This is a genomic window from Paraburkholderia sp. EB58 (assembly GCF_050436665.1).
Lineage (GTDB): Bacteria > Pseudomonadota > Gammaproteobacteria > Burkholderiales > Burkholderiaceae > Paraburkholderia.
In genome coordinates this window covers 296,820-312,376 of sequence record NZ_JBNDMQ010000003.1, presented here as the reverse complement: position 1 = coordinate 312,376, position 15,557 = coordinate 296,820, and the positions used below count along the sequence as shown (strand labels likewise).

The following is a 15,557-nucleotide window of genomic DNA, read 5'->3' as shown; positions in this document are numbered from 1 at the left end:
ATAAACTAACCGGGCGCCGGGGCAGCGCTTCGCCGGGTTTTTCCGCGCCGCCGCGAATATTGACGACCGTGACGGCAGGAATGCCGAAATGTTACTGTTCGCGAGCGCGTGTTATTTCGTGGTCTGCGTGAAATGCCTCGAGCCTCGTTAAAGGTCTTCAGAAAAAGGTAGCAAGATGATTTCTCTCAAGAACGTGTCGAAGTGGTACGGTCAGTTTCAGGTACTGACCGACTGCACGACGGAAGTCAAAAAGGGCGAAGTGGTGGTGGTGTGCGGCCCGTCGGGCTCGGGCAAGTCGACCCTCATCAAGACGGTCAACGGCCTCGAACCGTTCCAGAAAGGCGAGATCACCATTGACGGTCAATCGGTCGGCGACAAGAAGACCAACCTGTCGAAGCTGCGCGCGAAGGTCGGCATGGTGTTCCAGCACTTCGAACTGTTTCCGCACCTGTCGATCACGGACAATCTGACGCTTGCGCAGGTCAAGGTGCTGGGCCGCTCGAAAGACGAAGCCACGGCGAAGGCGCTCAAGCTGCTGGATCGCGTCGGCCTGCGTGCCCACGCGGACAAGTTTCCGGGGCAACTATCCGGCGGTCAGCAGCAGCGCGTGGCGATTGCCCGTGCGCTCTCCATGGACCCGATCGCCATGCTGTTCGACGAACCGACTTCGGCGCTCGACCCGGAGATGATCAACGAAGTGCTCGATGTGATGGTCGAACTGGCGCAGGAAGGCATGACCATGATGTGCGTGACGCACGAAATGGGCTTCGCGAAGAAGGTCGCGCACCGCGTGATCTTCATGGACAAGGGGCTGATCGTCGAGGACGACCGCAAGGAAGATTTCTTCGCCAATCCGAAGTCGGATCGGGCGAAGGATTTTTTGGCGAAGATTTTGCACTGAGGGCGAGGAGGCGGCGCCGGACGCCGTGCTGGACGAGAAACGGCCGCTCTTTCGAGCGGCCGTTTCGTATATAACTCGTACGTATTTCGTATGACGCCGGGCGCCGGTTAAACCGCGCTGCTGACTTCAGGACTCGAACGCCGCGGCGTCATCCGCGGCTTCGACGTCGAGCGTGACGGACTCACGAGTCGACGCGGGATGAATGGACGCAGTCGCCATCGTTGCCGACGCCGACGCATCCAGGGCCGGATTGCGCAACTTCTCGAGCACACACGGCGGCACCGGCACATTCACGCGGCTTACCACGTCGCCATGCTGGAACATCAGCAGGTCGCCGGGCTTGAACGCGGTCCACACTTCGTTGTCGGTCAGCGGCGCGGTGGCGATGACTGCGACGCGGTCTTCCGGCGTGGTGTACTTGGCGAAATCGATCGACACGTCTGCGTCGACCAGATGCGCGGTCGAGAACGGCCAGCTACGCACGATGTAGTGCAGGTTGGTCGAACAATGCGCGAATAGCGCCTGGCCATTCGACATCAGAAAGTTGAACACGCCGAACTGCGTGATCTCGCGCGTGAGCGTACCGAGTACGGCAAACAGTTCATCAAGAGGCGGCTGCGTGGTTGGGAACGCCTTACGCAGACCTTGCAACAACGCACAGAAAGCGAGTTCGCTGTCGGTGGTGCCTACCGGTTGATACACGCCCGTCAGGAATGGTGAATAGTCCTTGAGGTCGCCGTTGTGCGCAAAGATCCAGTGACGGCCCCACAGTTCACGCATGAACGGGTGGCAGTTCTCCAGCTGGATATGCCCTTGCGTAGCCTTGCGAATGTGCGCGATCGTGTTCTTCGACTTGATCGGGTAGCGCTTGACCATTTCAGCGATCGGCGAGGTGGCCGATGATTGATGGTCAATGAACAGGCGGCAGGCCTTGTCTTCGAAGAAGGCGATGCCCCAGCCGTCTGCATGGTGGTCGGTGACGCCGCCGCGCGCCGCAAAGCCGGTGAACGAGAACATGACGTCCGTCGGCGCGGCGCAGTTCATTCCGAGAAGTTGGCACATGTTGCTAAGGCGGAGCGTCTTAACGGCCGGCCCGTCTGGGCGCGACCCGTTACAATGATGATTTTCCAAGCATATCACCGCGCCAGGCGCGTCAAATAGCTAAATTGACCTATGTATAGGCCGCAACGTTGCGGTTTGTTCACGTCAATGCTGCTGCTGCGCCGGGTTCGTCAACTTCACGCCATGACTGCCTCCACTGTTTCGATCGATTCCCTGACATTTGCCCGCCCCGACGACTGGCATCTGCACGTGCGCGACGGCGCAATGTTGGCGGCTGTGCTGCCGGACACCGCGCGCCAGTTCGGCCGCGCGATCATCATGCCGAACCTGAAGCCGCCGGTCACGACCACGGCGATGGCGCAGGCCTACCGCGAGCGCATCGTCGCGGCAATTCCGGCCGGCGTGAAGTTCGAGCCGCTGATGACGCTGTACCTGACCGACAACACGCCGCCCGACGAAATTCGCCGTGCGCGCGAAAGTGGTTTCGTCCATGGCGTGAAGCTGTATCCGGCGGGTGCCACGACCAATTCGGACGCGGGCGTCACGGACATCATGAAATGCGCGAAGACACTCGAAGTCATGCAGGAAACCGGCATGCCGCTATTGGTGCACGGCGAAGTGACGGACTCCTCCATTGATCTGTTCGACCGCGAGAAGGTGTTCATCGACCGCGTGATGACGCCGCTGCGCCGCGCGTTCCCGGCGCTGAAGGTGGTGTTCGAGCACATCACGACCAAAGACGCGGTGGACTACATCCGCGAGGCCGGCGCGGCGCCGGAGCTGCTCGGCGCGACGATCACCGCCCACCATCTGCTGTACAACCGCAACGCGATTTTCCAGGGCGGCATCCGTCCGCACTACTACTGCCTGCCTGTGCTGAAGCGCGAGACCCATCGCGTGGCGCTGGTCGAGGCGGCAACGTCGGGCAATCCGCGCTTCTTCCTCGGCACGGACAGCGCGCCGCATCCGAAGGGGCTGAAGGAGCATGCATGCGGTTGCGCGGGCTGCTACACGGCGTTGCATGCGCTCGAACTGTACGCGGAAGCATTCGATCAGGCCGGCGCGCTCGACAAGCTCGAAGGGTTTGCGAGCTTCTTTGGCGCGGACTTCTACGGTCTGCCGCGCAGCGGCGAGCAGGTCACGCTGCGCCGTGAGCAGTGGACGCTGCCGGCCGAGCTGCCGGTTGGCGATACGCCCGTCGTGCCGTTGCGCGGCGGCGAGTCGATCGGCTGGCGGCTGGTCTGAGGTAGGGGCGTGGCGGGGCAAGACGCAGTGGCGCGCTCGAGCGCAGCGTGCGCCGGGGGAGATGAGGCGGTCGTTGACGGCTCAGGCTCCGCTGCGCATGTGCGGATGGCGGCAGGGGGTGCCACGGAAAAATCTTCGGCCGGCGCCCTGGGCGCAAATCCCCTTGGGGATGCGCTGCCAGCGAAGGGCCGAGCCACGGCTAACGCGGCTACCCATGTCGCCAAGCCCGGCTTCGCCGACATCGACTGGTCGCTGCCATGGTTCGTGCAGTTCTGCGCGCGGGGTATTCGCTGGCAGCAGGCCGCGCTAAAGAGCTACGCCGCGTTGCTCGTCGAAATGAACGCCGACGCGCAGCAGTCACAGCAGATCACCGGCCGCGGCCAGCGCCTTGCCTTCATTGCGCAGGATGATCTCCCGCCAGGGGCGGCCTACGAGGCGCACATTGCCTCGACCGGCTGTGTACCCACCCGTCATAACCTGCACGACTTCTTCAACGCTTCGGTCTGGTTTGCGTTCCCGCGCATCAAGGCGGCGCTGAATGCGCGTCAATCGGCGGCCATCGATGCCTTGGGCGTCGGTCCGACGCGCGGCGGTGTGCGGGACGCCCTGACCTTGTTCGATGAGAACGCGCTGCTGTTCGCGTGCGCCGATCCTGCGCTCAGCCAGGCGTTACGCGGCTTCGACTGGTCGACGTTATTCGTCGCAAACCGTGCCGCGTGGGGCGAACGGTGCGAGGTGCGCTGCTTCGGTCACGCGCTGCTGGAAAAGCTGATTTTGCCTTATAAGGCGTGCACCGGACATGCATGGATGGTCGACGTTCCGGACGAGTACTTCTCGTGGCCCCATGCGGCCCGCGATGCGTGGCTTGACGATGCGATCAGCCGCGAGCTGTCATCCACGCAGGAATTGACGACGCGCCTGTTCGCGCCGCTGCCGGTGCTGGGCACCCCCGGCTGGTGGCCCGCTAACGACACACCCTCTTTCTACGACGATCCCGCCGTATTTCGCGCCGGACGACGTCAGGCTTGCTGACCGGCTGGTATGGCGGTGCGGCAGCCTGTCGGTCTGCCCTCCAGCTTTCTATTTCGGCCTTGCGCGCCGCCTCAGCGACCTGCAGGTGTTAAAATCCACGCCAGCAAAGCAGGTCAGGCAGTCGCGGCCTCTGCGGCTTCGGTCAAAGAGGGCGAGGAAAGTCCGGACTCCACAGGGCAGGGTGATGGCTAACGGCCATCCGTGGCAACACGCGGAACAGGGCAACAGAAAGCAAACCGCCGATGGCCCGGCGCAAGCCGGGATCAGGTAAGGGTGAAACGGTGCGGTAAGAGCGCACCGCGGCTGCTGCGAGGCAGACCGGCACGGTAACCTCCACCCGGAGCAATTCCAAGTAGGCAGGCTAGCATCTTCGAGATGCAGGATGGGGCCCCCGTCACGTCTGCGGGTAGGAAGCTTGAGCGCGTCAGCAATGGCGCGCCTAGAGGAATGGCTGCCACGCGCGCGGCGCTTCGGCGCGGCGCGTGCACAGAATCCGGCTTATCGACCTGCTTTGCCGCTGAATAGAAAAATGCCGGCGTCCGTGAGGATGCCGGCATTTCCTTTTTGGTTCTTCCTTTGCTGCCGCGCTTATTGGTGCGTGAATTTGCGCATGACGCGGGCGCTGGTTAAACCAGTTGGCCGACGCCGTGGCGATCAGCCCGCGACGATCTCGAACGAGTGCGTCAGTTCAGCGGTCTTGGCGATCATGATCGAAGCCGAGCAATACTTGTCGTGCGACAGGTTGATGGCGCGCTCGACCGTAGCCGGGTTGAGGTTCTTGCCGGTCACGGTGAAATGGAAGTGGATCTTCGTGAACACTTTCGGATCTTCGCTGGCCCGCTCGGCCTTCAGCGTCACCGAGCAGCCGGCGATTTCCTGGCGGCTCTTCTTCAGGATCATCACCACGTCGTACGCGGTGCATCCGCCGGTGCCGAGCAGAACCATTTCCATGGGCCGCGGAGCCAGATTGCGGCCGCCGCCCTCCGGCGCGCCGTCCATCGTGACGAGGTGGCCGCTACCCGTTTCGGCGGCGAACGCCATGCCGTCTTGCCCCATCCAGCTTACTTTGCATTCCATGCCTGTACCCCAGCTCGCATAACTTGTATTCGAAATGCCATTGTAGCCCGACGCCTGCGCGCTCGCCCGAGGGCACTTCGGCGCGCCATCATGCTCGGCGACATCTTGCGTGTTGCGGTGCGGCATGGTTACACGCGTGCGGGATTGCCCTGATGTCGTTAGGGGTTTTACTCTAGTTTTGGCACGGGAAAAACGCGCCGGATCATGGTTATCTATTTGATGTTAAAAGCTTTGTCGGCTTTTTTCGGCCGCGGGATTGATTGTCACATTATGAAATCACGTTTCGCAATGCAAATAATCTTGCGTCGCACAAGGTCGGCTCATATAATCCTCTCCATTGGTTGTCGCAGTTCGGCAACCTCCGCATGTCTCCTCCACCCTCCTCCTTTGGTGGATTAAACCCGAACCGCTCGTTCGGGTTTTTTTTCGCCTTTTTCGCCCTTCACGAACGGCTTGATTGTCGTGGCGAATCGTTGTCGAGGGGCGGGGTGGTGAGCTAAGCGTCCGGTCAACGACGGCCGGGCCAATGACCGAAAATGCCACTTTTGGCATGTTTCCGGAGTCCCCGTACTCGCCTCGCGCGGCAAATTTTGACTCGTGTCGGGAATTTCCTTTATAATTCAGAGCTTTTCCGCATTCGTGCCCGCGGAGGAAGAACAGGGAGAGCCTGCACGCGCCTCGATGCGCACATTACAAGCAGGAAAAAACACAGGGCGCAGCAATTATTTTTGGATCGATCATGAAGACATTTTCCGCAAAGGCCCATGAGGTTACGCGCGAATGGTACGTGATTGACGCGACGGATAAGGTTCTCGGGCGTGTCGCCAGCGAAGTGGCACACCGTCTTCGCGGCAAGCACAAGCCAGAATTCACTCCGCACGTCGACACCGGTGATTTCATCATCGTTATCAACGCCGGCAAGCTCCGTGTCACGGGCAACAAGTCCACGGACAAGAAGTACTATCGCCACTCGGGTTACCCGGGCGGTATCTACGAAACGACGTTCGGCAAGATGCAGGAACGCTTCCCGGGCCGTGCGCTCGAGAAGGCGGTCAAAGGCATGCTGCCGAAGGGCCCGCTCGGCTACGCGATGATCAAGAAGCTGAAGGTCTACGCTGAAGCAACGCATCCGCATTCGGCACAACAGCCGAAAGCGCTCGAGATCTAAGGGGAGCCCACATGATCGGTAACTGGAATTACGGCACGGGCCGCCGCAAGAGCGCCACTGCACGTGTGTTCATCAAGGCAGGCAAGGGCGACATCGTTGTCAACGGTAAGCCTATCGCTGAGTACTTTTCGCGCGAAACGTCGCTGATGATCGTGCGTCAGCCGCTGGAACTCACGAACCACGGCGTCACGTTCGACATCAAGGTCAACGTGTCGGGTGGCGGTGAAACGGGTCAAGCCGGTGCGGTTCGCCACGGCATCACCCGCGCGCTGATGGACTATGACGCAACGCTGAAGCCGGAACTGTCGAAAGCTGGTTTCGTCACGCGTGATGCTCGTGAAGTCGAACGTAAGAAGGTCGGCTTCCACAAGGCACGCCGCAGGAAGCAATTCTCGAAGCGTTAATCGCTTCGGCGTGTTCTGGCTTTCGGGTCAGGCCGCTGCAAAAGCCGCTGGCGCTTTCGCGTCGGCGGCTTTTTTCATATTGGGCTGCCGTGTTTGGGGCATGCGTCGTGGCTTTGGCGCGCCACCGGTCCATGCGCTGTTTGTTGAAGAGAACCCATTGATTTTGTGGGCTTCGGCACGATATCGAGATCAGCCCTACAATAGCGGTTAGAAGCTTTTTTGGAGAGTTCGAATGAACGCAGTCACCGACACCCCCGTGACCGAGATGCCTAGCCCCTTCGTTTTTACCGACGCAGCGGCTGACAAGGTCAAGCAGCTGATCGACGAAGAAGGCAACCCGGAGCTGAAACTGCGCGTATTCGTGCAGGGCGGCGGCTGCTCGGGCTTTCAATACGGTTTTACGTTCGACGAAGCCGTCAACGAAGACGACACCGTGATGAACAAGAGCGGCGTCCAGTTGCTAATCGATTCGATGAGCTACCAGTATCTGGTCGGCGCTGAGATCGACTACAAGGACGATATCAACGGCGCCCAATTCGTGATCAAGAATCCGAACGCCACGACCACGTGTGGTTGCGGCTCGTCGTTCTCGGTCTAAGTGATCGAAAGCTGAACCAGCGGGATAAGGAAACGGGGCTTCGGCCCCGTTTTTATTTTTGGCTGAGTTCGCGTGTGAGGCACCAGCACGCTCCTGTACCTTCGGTCAGTGCGGCATTAGAGCGCTTCAGCGGCACTGCAACACGGGATAGCCCGCTGTGCTGTGTGCTGCTTCCCGCATGTCCCTAAAGCCCCTCAGCGCGGATAAATCGCCCCCAGCACCCGTTCGCCCGCAGCTCCTGTGACGGCCGCCAGATTGCCCGGCTCGCGCGCCACGCAGCGCATCGCCAGCCACGCGAATGCCAGCGGCTCGACCTGCTGGGGCGGCACGCCGAGCGCCTCGGTGGTGAGCACCGGCACGCCGCTCACGCCGCTCTCCTCGAGCGCGGCCTGGATCGCCTTCATCAAGACCGGATTGCGCGCGCCGCCGCCGCAGACGTAGACCGCACGGGCGTCCGACGCGTGGCGCTCGATCTCGCGTGCGACCGTGATCGCCGTTAGCGCGACGAGCGTCGCCTGCACGTCGGCAGGTGGCAAACCGGCAAACGCCTGCAGTTTCGCGTCGAGCCACGCGGGATTGAACAGGTCGCGGCCGGTGCTTTTGGGCGGCTGCTGCGTAAAGAACGGCTCGTCGAGCAGCGCATTCAGCAAGGGCCGATGCACCTGGCCGCCGGCTGCGAAGTGCCCGTTTTCGTCGTAAGGCTTGCCGAGATGGCGGTGCGCCCACTCGTCGAGAAGCGCGTTGGCCGGCCCGCAATCGAAGCCACGCACGCTGCCGGTGGCGTTCAGAATGGTGATGTTGCTGATTCCGCCCAGGTTGCAGACCACGCGTGTCTCGCCCGCCGCTCCGAACACGGTCGCATGGAAGGCCGGCACCAGCGGCGCGCCTTGGCCGCCCGCGGCGACATCCCGGCTGCGGAAGTCCGCGATGACGTCGATATGGGCCATTTCCGCCAGCAGCGCCGGGTTGTTGATCTGACGCGTATAGCCTTTCTCCGGACGGTGCCGCACGGTCTGGCCGTGCACGCCGATCGCCCGTACGTCGACGGCAGACAGATTGCCCGCGCGTAGCAGTTCGTGGCAACAGACCGTATAGCGTGTGGCGAGCGCATTGGCTGCCAGTGCCTCGCGCTCAATCTCGTTCTCGCCCGGTTGTTGCAGGCCAAATAGCGCGTCGCGCAGCCCCTCTGCGAAGCCCACAAAGGCCTCCGCGAGGACGACCGGGGGCTTGCCCTTGGCGAATTCGACGGCGACGCCGTCCACGCCATCCATGCTGGTACCCGACATTAATCCAAGGTAGACGCCATCCGCCGTGCTGTCTTGCGCCACGTTGCTGCTCCTGTCAGTCGTTCGTAGTGAACCGTGTTCGCAGATTATCAGCGCTGACGCCCGCGAGGTAGTGTCTGCGACTGCAAACTCTGCGGGGCGGCGACATTCCGTCGGCGCGCCGATCGTTAGCACAGCGGTGCCCAATACGCCCGTTTCAGGCCGCGCAAATACCCGCCGCCACCGTCTGCGGACGCGGCGGCGCGCATCTATGGGACAATCTCACTTTTTGCGACCTCACGTTCCAGCATGAGCACCGAGTCCACGTCCAAGCCCAGTCCCGCCTTTCCGATCACCGACGAAGTCCGTCACGCGCTCGCCGTCACCAAGCGCGGTGTCGACGAGTTGCTGATCGAAGAAGAGTTCGCACAGAAGCTCGCGAAGAGCGCCGCCACCGGCGTGCCGCTGCGCATCAAGCTCGGTCTCGACCCGACGGCGCCCGACATCCATATCGGCCATACCGTCGTGCTGAACAAGATGCGCCAGTTGCAGGATCTCGGCCACACGGTGATTTTCCTGATCGGCGACTTCACCTCGCTGATCGGCGATCCGTCCGGCCGTAACGCCACGCGTCCGCCGCTCACACGCGAGCAGATCGAATCGAACGCCAAGACGTATTTCGAGCAGGCCGCGCTGGTGCTGGATCGCGAGAAGACCGAGATTCGCTACAACAGCGAATGGTCGATGCCGCTCGGCGCCGACGGCATGATCAAGCTCGCCTCGCGCTACACGGTGGCGCGGATTCTCGAGCGCGAAGACTTCACGAAGCGCTATCAAGGCGGTCTGCCGATCTCGATCCACGAACTCCTGTATCCGCTGATGCAGGGCTACGACTCGGTCGCGCTCAATGCCGATCTCGAACTCGGCGGCACGGACCAGAAATTCAACCTGCTGGTGGGCCGCGAACTGCAGAAGCAATACGGTCAGGAACAGCAGTGCATCTTGACCATGCCGCTGCTCGAAGGGCTCGACGGCGTCGAGAAGATGTCGAAGTCGAAGAATAACTACATCGGTATCAGCGAAAAGCCGACGGATATGTTCGGCAAGCTGATGAGCATCTCCGACGACTTGATGTGGCGTTACTTCGAACTGCTGTCGTTCCGCCCGATGGATGAGATCGCCGGCTTCAAAAGAGAAATCGAAGCGGGCCGCAATCCGCGCGACTTCAAGGTGCTGCTCGGGCAGGAGATCGTCGCGCGTTTCCACTCGCCGGCCGACGCCGAGCGCGCGCTCGAAGACTTCAACCATCGAGCGAAGGGCGGTGTGCCGGACGATATTCCGGCGGTCACATTAGCGGGCGCACCGCTAGCGATCGGTCAGTTGCTGAAGCAGGCAAACCTGGTGCCGTCGACCAGCGAAGCGTTGCGCAATATCGACCAGGGCGGCGTGAAGATCGACGGCGCAACCGTGTCGGACAAGGGTCTGAAGGTCGAAGCGGGTGAGTACGTCGTGCAGGTCGGCAAGCGTCGGTTTGCACGCGTGACGCTGACGGCGTGATGGAGCATTGCGTGATGAGGCGTGACGAGCGCGGTATGTACGGGCTGCGCAACACAGTGACTGCGGATAACGGTGTCGTTTTGTCTGCGCCATCCGTTGGCGTCGTTGTCACCGTCAAGCCGGGGTGTCGCGCATGATCGCGCTAATCCAGCGCGTGAGGCGTGCGGAAGTGCGCGTCGGCGAACGTGTCACCGGCGCGATCGAAGCGGGACTGCTCGCGCTGGTGTGCGCTGAGCGTGGCGATACCGACGTAGTCGCCGACCGGCTGCTGGCGAAGATGCTCGGCTACCGCGTATTTAGCGACGCGGCTGGCAAGATGAATCTCTCCGTGCAGAACCTCGACGGGACAGGGCGCGCCGGCGGTCTCCTGCTGGTCTCACAGTTCACGCTAGCCGCGGATACCAACAGCGGCCTGCGCCCGAGCTTCACGCCGGCTGCGCCGCCCGATGAGGGCAAGCGCCTGTTCGACTACTTCGTTGCGGCCGCCCGCGCGAAGCATCCGATTGTTGAGACCGGCGAGTTCGGCGCGGATATGCAGGTGTCGCTCGTGAATGACGGACCGGTGACGTTCTGGCTGCAGACGAACCCGTGATGTCCAGATCACTTTTGCGACCATAACGGATTGCCATAACCGGCCTCGTTTCCACTCATTCCTATGTCCACGCAGATCCTTTTTATCCGGCACGGTGAAACCGACTGGAACCGCATCAAGCGCATCCAGGGTCACATTGACATTCCACTCGCGACGACCGGAATCGAGCAAGCTCAGCGCCTCGCACAACGTCTCGCTGACGAAGCGGCGCAAGGCAAGCGGCTTGACGCGATCTATTCGAGCGACCTCCAGCGCGCACAGCAAACCGCCCAGCCCATCGCCACTGCACTCGGCTTGCCGCTGCAACTGCGTGAGGGTCTGCGCGAGCGGTCGTACGGAGCGTTTGAGGGCTACGACCGCGATCAGATCGCCGAACGCTACCCGGACGAATTCGAGTACTGGCAAACGCGCGATGGCGGCTTTGCGCCGCCGGACGGCGAATCGATGCGAGCTTTCTATCACCGGGTCATGGAGACCGTCACGCCAATCGTCGCGGCGCATCCCGGTGGGCGAATTGCGTGCGTCGCGCACGGTGGCGTGCTCGATTGCGTCTACCGGTTTGCGCGCGACCTGACGCTCGAGGTGCCACGCGACTACGTGTTGCTCAACACGAGCGTCAATGTGGTGGATTTTGCTGCCGGGAAGGGGAAGGTGGTGTCTTGGGCGGACGTTTCGCATCTGGATACGCCGAGCGACGACGACACGTTACGACGCATTCCAGAACCGGGTCGTTGAGCGGATAGATTCAGATTCGACCAGATCACGCACACCGCGTGATGATGTCTAGCGCCGCGCTGCCGCTACCCGCCGCCGCGCCCGCTTCGATACGCCGTTGGTCAGCGCCCAGCGAATCACCGGTGCGACTAGCTTCACCCCCGGTCTGACTATCGCGCGGCGCACGCCGGCCAAGGTGTCAAAGCCGAGCATTTCCTGCGCCCACGGCGGCAACAGATCTACCCCGGCATTGAGCATCAACGCCCCTGCAGGCCGCAACGACGCGCTTGGCGGCCGCGCATCCATCAGAATCCGCACCACTTCACGCGTGCGCGTGCCCGTTTCCAGTTCGGGCCGCATCGCAAGCAGATAAGCATCGATCTCGGCCCGCGAGCGTGGGATATTCGCGGCGCCGAGCATCTCGGCAATATGCGCCGTCTCCGCAAAGTACTGATCCTGTTCGGCCATGGGCAGCGCGGGATTCACATAGTGCAGATGAGCCGTTAGAAAGCTCGATACTTCGGCAACGTGCACCCACGTCAGCAACGCCGGATCGCTCGCCCGGTAGGGCCGTCCGTCCGGTGCGATGCCTGTCACGCCAAGGTGAATCTGCTTGACCCGCTCAATAAGTCCCAGCGCGTCGCGCCGGTTGCCGTAGGTGGTGCCGGCAATGAAGGTGGCGGTGCGGCGCAGGCGCCCCAAAATATCCGTGCGGAACGAAGAGTGATCCCACACGCCGGCCAGTGCCAGCGGATGCAACGCCTGCAGCAGGAGGGCGCTGATACCGCCCGTCATCATCGAGGTGAAATCCGCGTGGATTTTCCAGCAGATCGATTCGGGGCCGAAGAGACCGGGGTCTCCAGGTGGGGAGGAGTAATCGAGCGTCGGGCCGCTGCCGGTTGTCAGGTGAGTGACGCCGCTTGCCACCTTTGAGCGCACGCGTTGCGCGAGGCGTTGTGCAAGGCCGGCGCGCTCATCTGGGTAGCTGGCTTGATCGGACATTGCTGGCTTTCCTGGCTTTCTTGATTCTTCTGATGCGACGCGCGGTGGGTCAGGTCGCGCCTGAGTCCCAAAGATCGCGTACCGGACTGGATGAATCTGGCGCAGCGAGGCCGAAGTGGCGGTAGGTCAGCAGCGTCGCGACGCGACCGCGCGGCGTGCGTTGCAGAAAGCCTTGCTGGATCAGATACGGTTCGAGCACGTCTTCGATGGTGTCGCGCTCTTCGCCGATGGCCGCGGCGAGGTTGTCGACACCGACCGGGCCGCCGTCGAACTTGTGCAGGATCGCCTCGAGCAGTTTGCGGTCCATCAGGTCGAAGCCGACCGGGTCCACATCCAGCATCCTGAGCGCGGCATCGGCTACTTTCGCGGTGATGTTGCCGTCTGCCTTGACCTCAGCGAAGTCGCGCACACGGCGGAGCAGCCGGTTGGCGATCCGCGGCGTGCCGCGGGCGCGCTTGGCGATTTCGAACGCGCCGTCCGGGTGTATCTGTGCGTGCAGCAGCGACGCGGACCGCGTGACGATGCGCGCCAGTTCCTCTGCGTTGTAGAACTCGAGCCGCGAGACGATGCCGAAGCGGTCGCGCAGCGGGTTGGTCAGCATGCCGGCGCGCGTGGTGGCGCCTACCAGCGTGAACGGCTGCAGATCGAGCTTGACGCTGCGCGCCGCGGGCCCTTCGCCGATCATGATGTCGATCTGATAATCCTCGAGCGCCGGATACAGGATTTCCTCGACGACCGGCGAGAGCCGGTGGATTTCGTCGATGAACAGCACGTCGTTCTTTTCGAGGTTCGTCAGCAACGCGGCAAGGTCGCCAGCGCGTTCGAGCACGGGACCGGACGTTTGCCGCAGATTCACACCCATTTCCCGCGCGATGATGTGCGCGAGGGTGGTCTTGCCCAGGCCCGGCGGCCCGAATAGCAGCACGTGGTCGAGCGATTCGGAGCGGCGCTTGGCGGCCTCGATGAAGATTTCAAGCTGGCCGCGCACCTTTTCCTGCCCGACGTACTCGTCGAGCTGGCGCGGGCGCAACGCACGCTCGAACGCTTCTTCGTTCGGCGATACGGGCGTGGCAGCGATGATGCGCTCAGCGGCGAGTTTGTCGGTTTCGATCATGGGTGCATTGTACAGCGCGGCGCTTATCGCCGAAGCTGGCCGAACGGCCAGGGTGTGCTTTGGACTGTGGCGTGCGAAGCTTTAGTCCGTCGCAAGCAAGACGCTTAACTTCCGCTCAAGTCTTGGAGAGCGCTTTCAGGGCGAGCTTGATACCTTCGGACACCCCCGTGCCCGCCGGCACGTGTTTGACCGCGGCCAAGGCTTCTTTTTCGGAGTAACCCAATGCGAGTAATGCGTTCAGGATATCGGAAGCATGGTCGGATGCCGACACTGCGCCCGCCATCGCACCCAGGTCGGCACCGATCTTGCCCTTCAGTTCGAGGAGCAAGCGTTCCGCCGTTTTCTTGCCGATGCCCGGCACGCGCGTCAGCCGCGCTGCGTCCTGCATCGTGACGGTCTGCGCCAGTTCGTGCACGCTCATGCCGGAGAGCACGCCGAGTGCCATGCGTGCGCCGATGCCGCTGATCTTCAGCAGTTCGCGGAAGGTGGCGCGTTCTTCGGCGGTGCCGAAACCGAACAGCAGGTGGGCGTCTTCACGCACGATCAACTGGGTGAGCAGGACCACCCGTTCTCCGGTCGAGGGCAGGTTGTAGAACGTGCTCATCGGCACGTCGACCTCGTAGCCCACGCCGTTGCAATCGACAAGCAGGTGTGGCGGATTCTTTTCCAGCAGGACGCCGGCAATGCGACCGATCATGGCGGATTCAATCGTGAGAGAAAGGGCGAGTGTAGCGCAGGGCGCAGGCGTCCGGACGGACGGGACAGGGACTAACCGACAAGCCGCCCGCGTCGCACCCGCAGGCCCTTCTTGGCGAGCGAGGGCGCGATGCTACCCAGCGTGCTGAGCGTGCTGCCCCCGTGAGCATGGCAGATCGCCATGCCGAGCGCGTCGGCGGCGTCGGTGCTCGGCACGCCGGAGAGATTCAGGAGGCGCACCACCATCTGCTGCATCTGCTCCTTGGTGGCGCGGCCATAACCCACCACAGCCTGCTTCAACTGCAGCGCGGTATATTCGGCCACCGGCACGCCGCCCGCCACGAGCCCGCAGATTGCGGCGCCGCGCGCCTGGCCGAGCAGGAGCGTGGATTGCGGGTTGACGTTGACGAATACCTTTTCGATGGCGGACTGATCGGGCGCGTGCTGGCGGATGAGCGTCGAAATGCCTTCGAAGATCGTGCCCAGGCGCGACGGCAAGTCGGCATCGGCGGTCTTGATGACGCCGCTTGCCACGTAGGTGAGGTGATGACCGTTCTGGTCGATCACGCCGAAGCCGGTCACACGCAAGCCGGGGTCGATGCCGAGAATTCTCATGAGATCCGCTGCGAACTAAGTGCCTGCGATACTACAACGAACGGGACGCGCGACGGAGTGCGCAAGCCGCCGAGCGACGAATAAAGGCTCGCCAGGTTCGTGACCGCCGGACGAAGCGAGCGAGCAGGATAGTTGGGGCAACCGGAAAGCAGCTGAGGAGGCATGCATGGAACGCTATCGAAATCTAAGCGGTGACTCAGGCGTCGACGCATACGCGCTCGGTGTCGGTTGTATTGCGGTTCGCTTCAAGTCGGGTGCGACCTATTGGTACACAGACGCAAGTGCCGGGGCCGAACATGTGGCTGAGATGAGTCGATTGGCTCAGCGCGGTTTGGGTTTGAGCACGTACATCAGCACCCATCCCGATGTAAGCGCTGGTTACGCCAGGAAAGACCCCGACGATTGAGCGGCTTGCAAGCAAAACGGCCCGGCAGAAAAATCTGCCGGGCCGTTGCGTTCAAGTTACCGCGTCTGGCTCGTTAGCCTCACAACAAGCTACAACGCACCATCGCAGG

17 protein-coding genes, 1 other RNA gene and 1 pseudogene are annotated in these 15,557 nt (G+C 62.4%); 12 read left to right on the top strand and 7 right to left on the bottom strand.

Features of this window, described 5'->3' with window-relative positions; all coding sequences use genetic code 11:
- Positions 1 to 31 precede the first annotated feature (31 nt).
- Together P3T40_RS06595 and P3T40_RS06590 are read left to right on the top strand one after the other, a co-directional pair.
- Positions 32 to 179: pseudogene (locus P3T40_RS06595) on the top strand (amino acid ABC transporter permease); the annotation flags it as partial.
- The gene (locus P3T40_RS06590) at positions 176 to 901 is read left to right on the top strand and encodes an amino acid ABC transporter ATP-binding protein (protein WP_429266871.1); all 726 of its coding nucleotides are present in this window, start codon (positions 176 to 178) and stop codon (positions 899 to 901) included. The pseudogene P3T40_RS06595 and the gene P3T40_RS06590, both read left to right, overlap by 4 nt.
- Positions 902 to 1,027: 126 nt before the next feature.
- Here P3T40_RS06590 and P3T40_RS06585 read toward each other — a convergent pair whose 3' ends face one another.
- Positions 1,028 to 1,963 carry a class II glutamine amidotransferase gene (locus P3T40_RS06585; RefSeq protein WP_429266870.1) on the bottom strand — a complete coding sequence of 312 codons (936 nt, stop codon included), beginning with the start codon at positions 1,961 to 1,963 and terminating at the stop codon, positions 1,028 to 1,030.
- A gap of 183 nt (positions 1,964 to 2,146) precedes the next feature.
- Between P3T40_RS06585 and pyrC the strand changes: the two genes are divergently transcribed.
- The 3 genes from pyrC (at position 2,147) to rnpB (ending at position 4,757) form a co-directional block, all read left to right on the top strand.
- Positions 2,147 to 3,208, top strand: a complete 1,062-nt coding sequence (gene pyrC / locus P3T40_RS06580; RefSeq protein ID WP_429266869.1) for a dihydroorotase — start codon at positions 2,147 to 2,149, stop codon at positions 3,206 to 3,208.
- A gap of 9 nt (positions 3,209 to 3,217) precedes the next feature.
- Positions 3,218 to 4,240 (top strand): DUF3025 domain-containing protein, encoded by a 1,023-nt coding sequence (locus tag P3T40_RS06575; protein WP_429266868.1) that lies wholly within the window; start codon positions 3,218 to 3,220, stop codon positions 4,238 to 4,240.
- Between the two features lie 105 nt (positions 4,241 to 4,345).
- Positions 4,346 to 4,757: RNase P RNA component class A (gene rnpB / locus P3T40_RS06570), an RNA gene on the top strand.
- 137 nt (positions 4,758 to 4,894) lie between these two features.
- Here the strand turns inward: rnpB and P3T40_RS06565 are convergent.
- A complete protein-coding gene (locus P3T40_RS06565; protein ID WP_074282226.1) occupies positions 4,895 to 5,317 on the bottom strand; it encodes an OsmC family protein in 423 nt (140 codons plus the stop codon).
- A 739-nt stretch (positions 5,318 to 6,056) separates the two neighbouring features.
- Here P3T40_RS06565 and rplM point away from each other — a divergent pair.
- The 3 genes from rplM to erpA all read left to right on the top strand — a co-directional run bounded on the left by rplM (position 6,057) and on the right by erpA (position 7,487).
- Positions 6,057 to 6,485, top strand: a complete 429-nt coding sequence (gene rplM / locus P3T40_RS06560) for a 50S ribosomal protein L13 (RefSeq protein WP_074262452.1) — start codon at positions 6,057 to 6,059, stop codon at positions 6,483 to 6,485.
- Between the two features lie 11 nt (positions 6,486 to 6,496).
- Positions 6,497 to 6,889, top strand: a complete 393-nt coding sequence (rpsI, locus tag P3T40_RS06555; protein ID WP_074302436.1) for a 30S ribosomal protein S9 — start codon at positions 6,497 to 6,499, stop codon at positions 6,887 to 6,889.
- A 232-nt stretch (positions 6,890 to 7,121) separates the two neighbouring features.
- Positions 7,122 to 7,487, top strand: a complete 366-nt coding sequence (gene erpA / locus P3T40_RS06550; RefSeq protein WP_074262450.1) for an iron-sulfur cluster insertion protein ErpA — start codon at positions 7,122 to 7,124, stop codon at positions 7,485 to 7,487.
- Between the two features lie 194 nt (positions 7,488 to 7,681).
- On the opposite strand, the gene P3T40_RS06545 is transcribed toward erpA, so the two are convergent.
- Complete coding sequence (locus P3T40_RS06545) at positions 7,682 to 8,815, bottom strand: anhydro-N-acetylmuramic acid kinase (protein WP_429266867.1); 1,134 nt, start codon at positions 8,813 to 8,815, stop codon at positions 7,682 to 7,684.
- 246 nt (positions 8,816 to 9,061) lie between these two features.
- On the opposite strand from P3T40_RS06545, the gene tyrS reads away from it, so the two are divergent.
- From tyrS to P3T40_RS06530, 3 genes are all read left to right on the top strand, one after another.
- Positions 9,062 to 10,309 carry a tyrosine--tRNA ligase gene (gene tyrS, locus P3T40_RS06540; protein ID WP_429266866.1) on the top strand — a complete coding sequence of 416 codons (1,248 nt, stop codon included), beginning with the start codon at positions 9,062 to 9,064 and terminating at the stop codon, positions 10,307 to 10,309.
- 133 nt (positions 10,310 to 10,442) lie between these two features.
- Positions 10,443 to 10,901, top strand: a complete 459-nt coding sequence (gene dtd, locus P3T40_RS06535; protein ID WP_429266865.1) for a D-aminoacyl-tRNA deacylase — start codon at positions 10,443 to 10,445, stop codon at positions 10,899 to 10,901.
- 63 nt (positions 10,902 to 10,964) lie between these two features.
- Positions 10,965 to 11,636, top strand: a complete 672-nt coding sequence (locus P3T40_RS06530; RefSeq protein ID WP_429266864.1) for a histidine phosphatase family protein — start codon at positions 10,965 to 10,967, stop codon at positions 11,634 to 11,636.
- Positions 11,637 to 11,684: 48 nt separating this feature from the next.
- Here P3T40_RS06530 and P3T40_RS06525 read toward each other — a convergent pair whose 3' ends face one another.
- The 4 genes from P3T40_RS06525 to ruvC form a co-directional block, all read right to left on the bottom strand.
- A complete protein-coding gene (locus tag P3T40_RS06525; RefSeq protein ID WP_429266863.1) occupies positions 11,685 to 12,617 on the bottom strand; it encodes an oxygenase MpaB family protein in 933 nt (310 codons plus the stop codon).
- A gap of 49 nt (positions 12,618 to 12,666) precedes the next feature.
- Positions 12,667 to 13,731, bottom strand: a complete 1,065-nt coding sequence (ruvB, locus tag P3T40_RS06520) for a Holliday junction branch migration DNA helicase RuvB (RefSeq protein WP_429266862.1) — start codon at positions 13,729 to 13,731, stop codon at positions 12,667 to 12,669.
- A gap of 115 nt (positions 13,732 to 13,846) precedes the next feature.
- On the bottom strand, positions 13,847 to 14,428 hold the full coding sequence (ruvA, locus tag P3T40_RS06515; RefSeq protein ID WP_429266861.1) for a Holliday junction branch migration protein RuvA: 582 nt from the start codon (positions 14,426 to 14,428) through the stop codon (positions 13,847 to 13,849).
- A 71-nt stretch (positions 14,429 to 14,499) separates the two neighbouring features.
- On the bottom strand, positions 14,500 to 15,042 hold the full coding sequence (gene ruvC / locus P3T40_RS06510) for a crossover junction endodeoxyribonuclease RuvC (protein ID WP_429266860.1): 543 nt from the start codon (positions 15,040 to 15,042) through the stop codon (positions 14,500 to 14,502).
- Between the two features lie 166 nt (positions 15,043 to 15,208).
- Between ruvC and P3T40_RS06505 the strand changes: the two genes are divergently transcribed.
- On the top strand, positions 15,209 to 15,448 hold the full coding sequence (locus tag P3T40_RS06505) for a hypothetical protein (RefSeq protein ID WP_429266859.1): 240 nt from the start codon (positions 15,209 to 15,211) through the stop codon (positions 15,446 to 15,448).
- Positions 15,449 to 15,557: the final 109 nt, after the last annotated feature.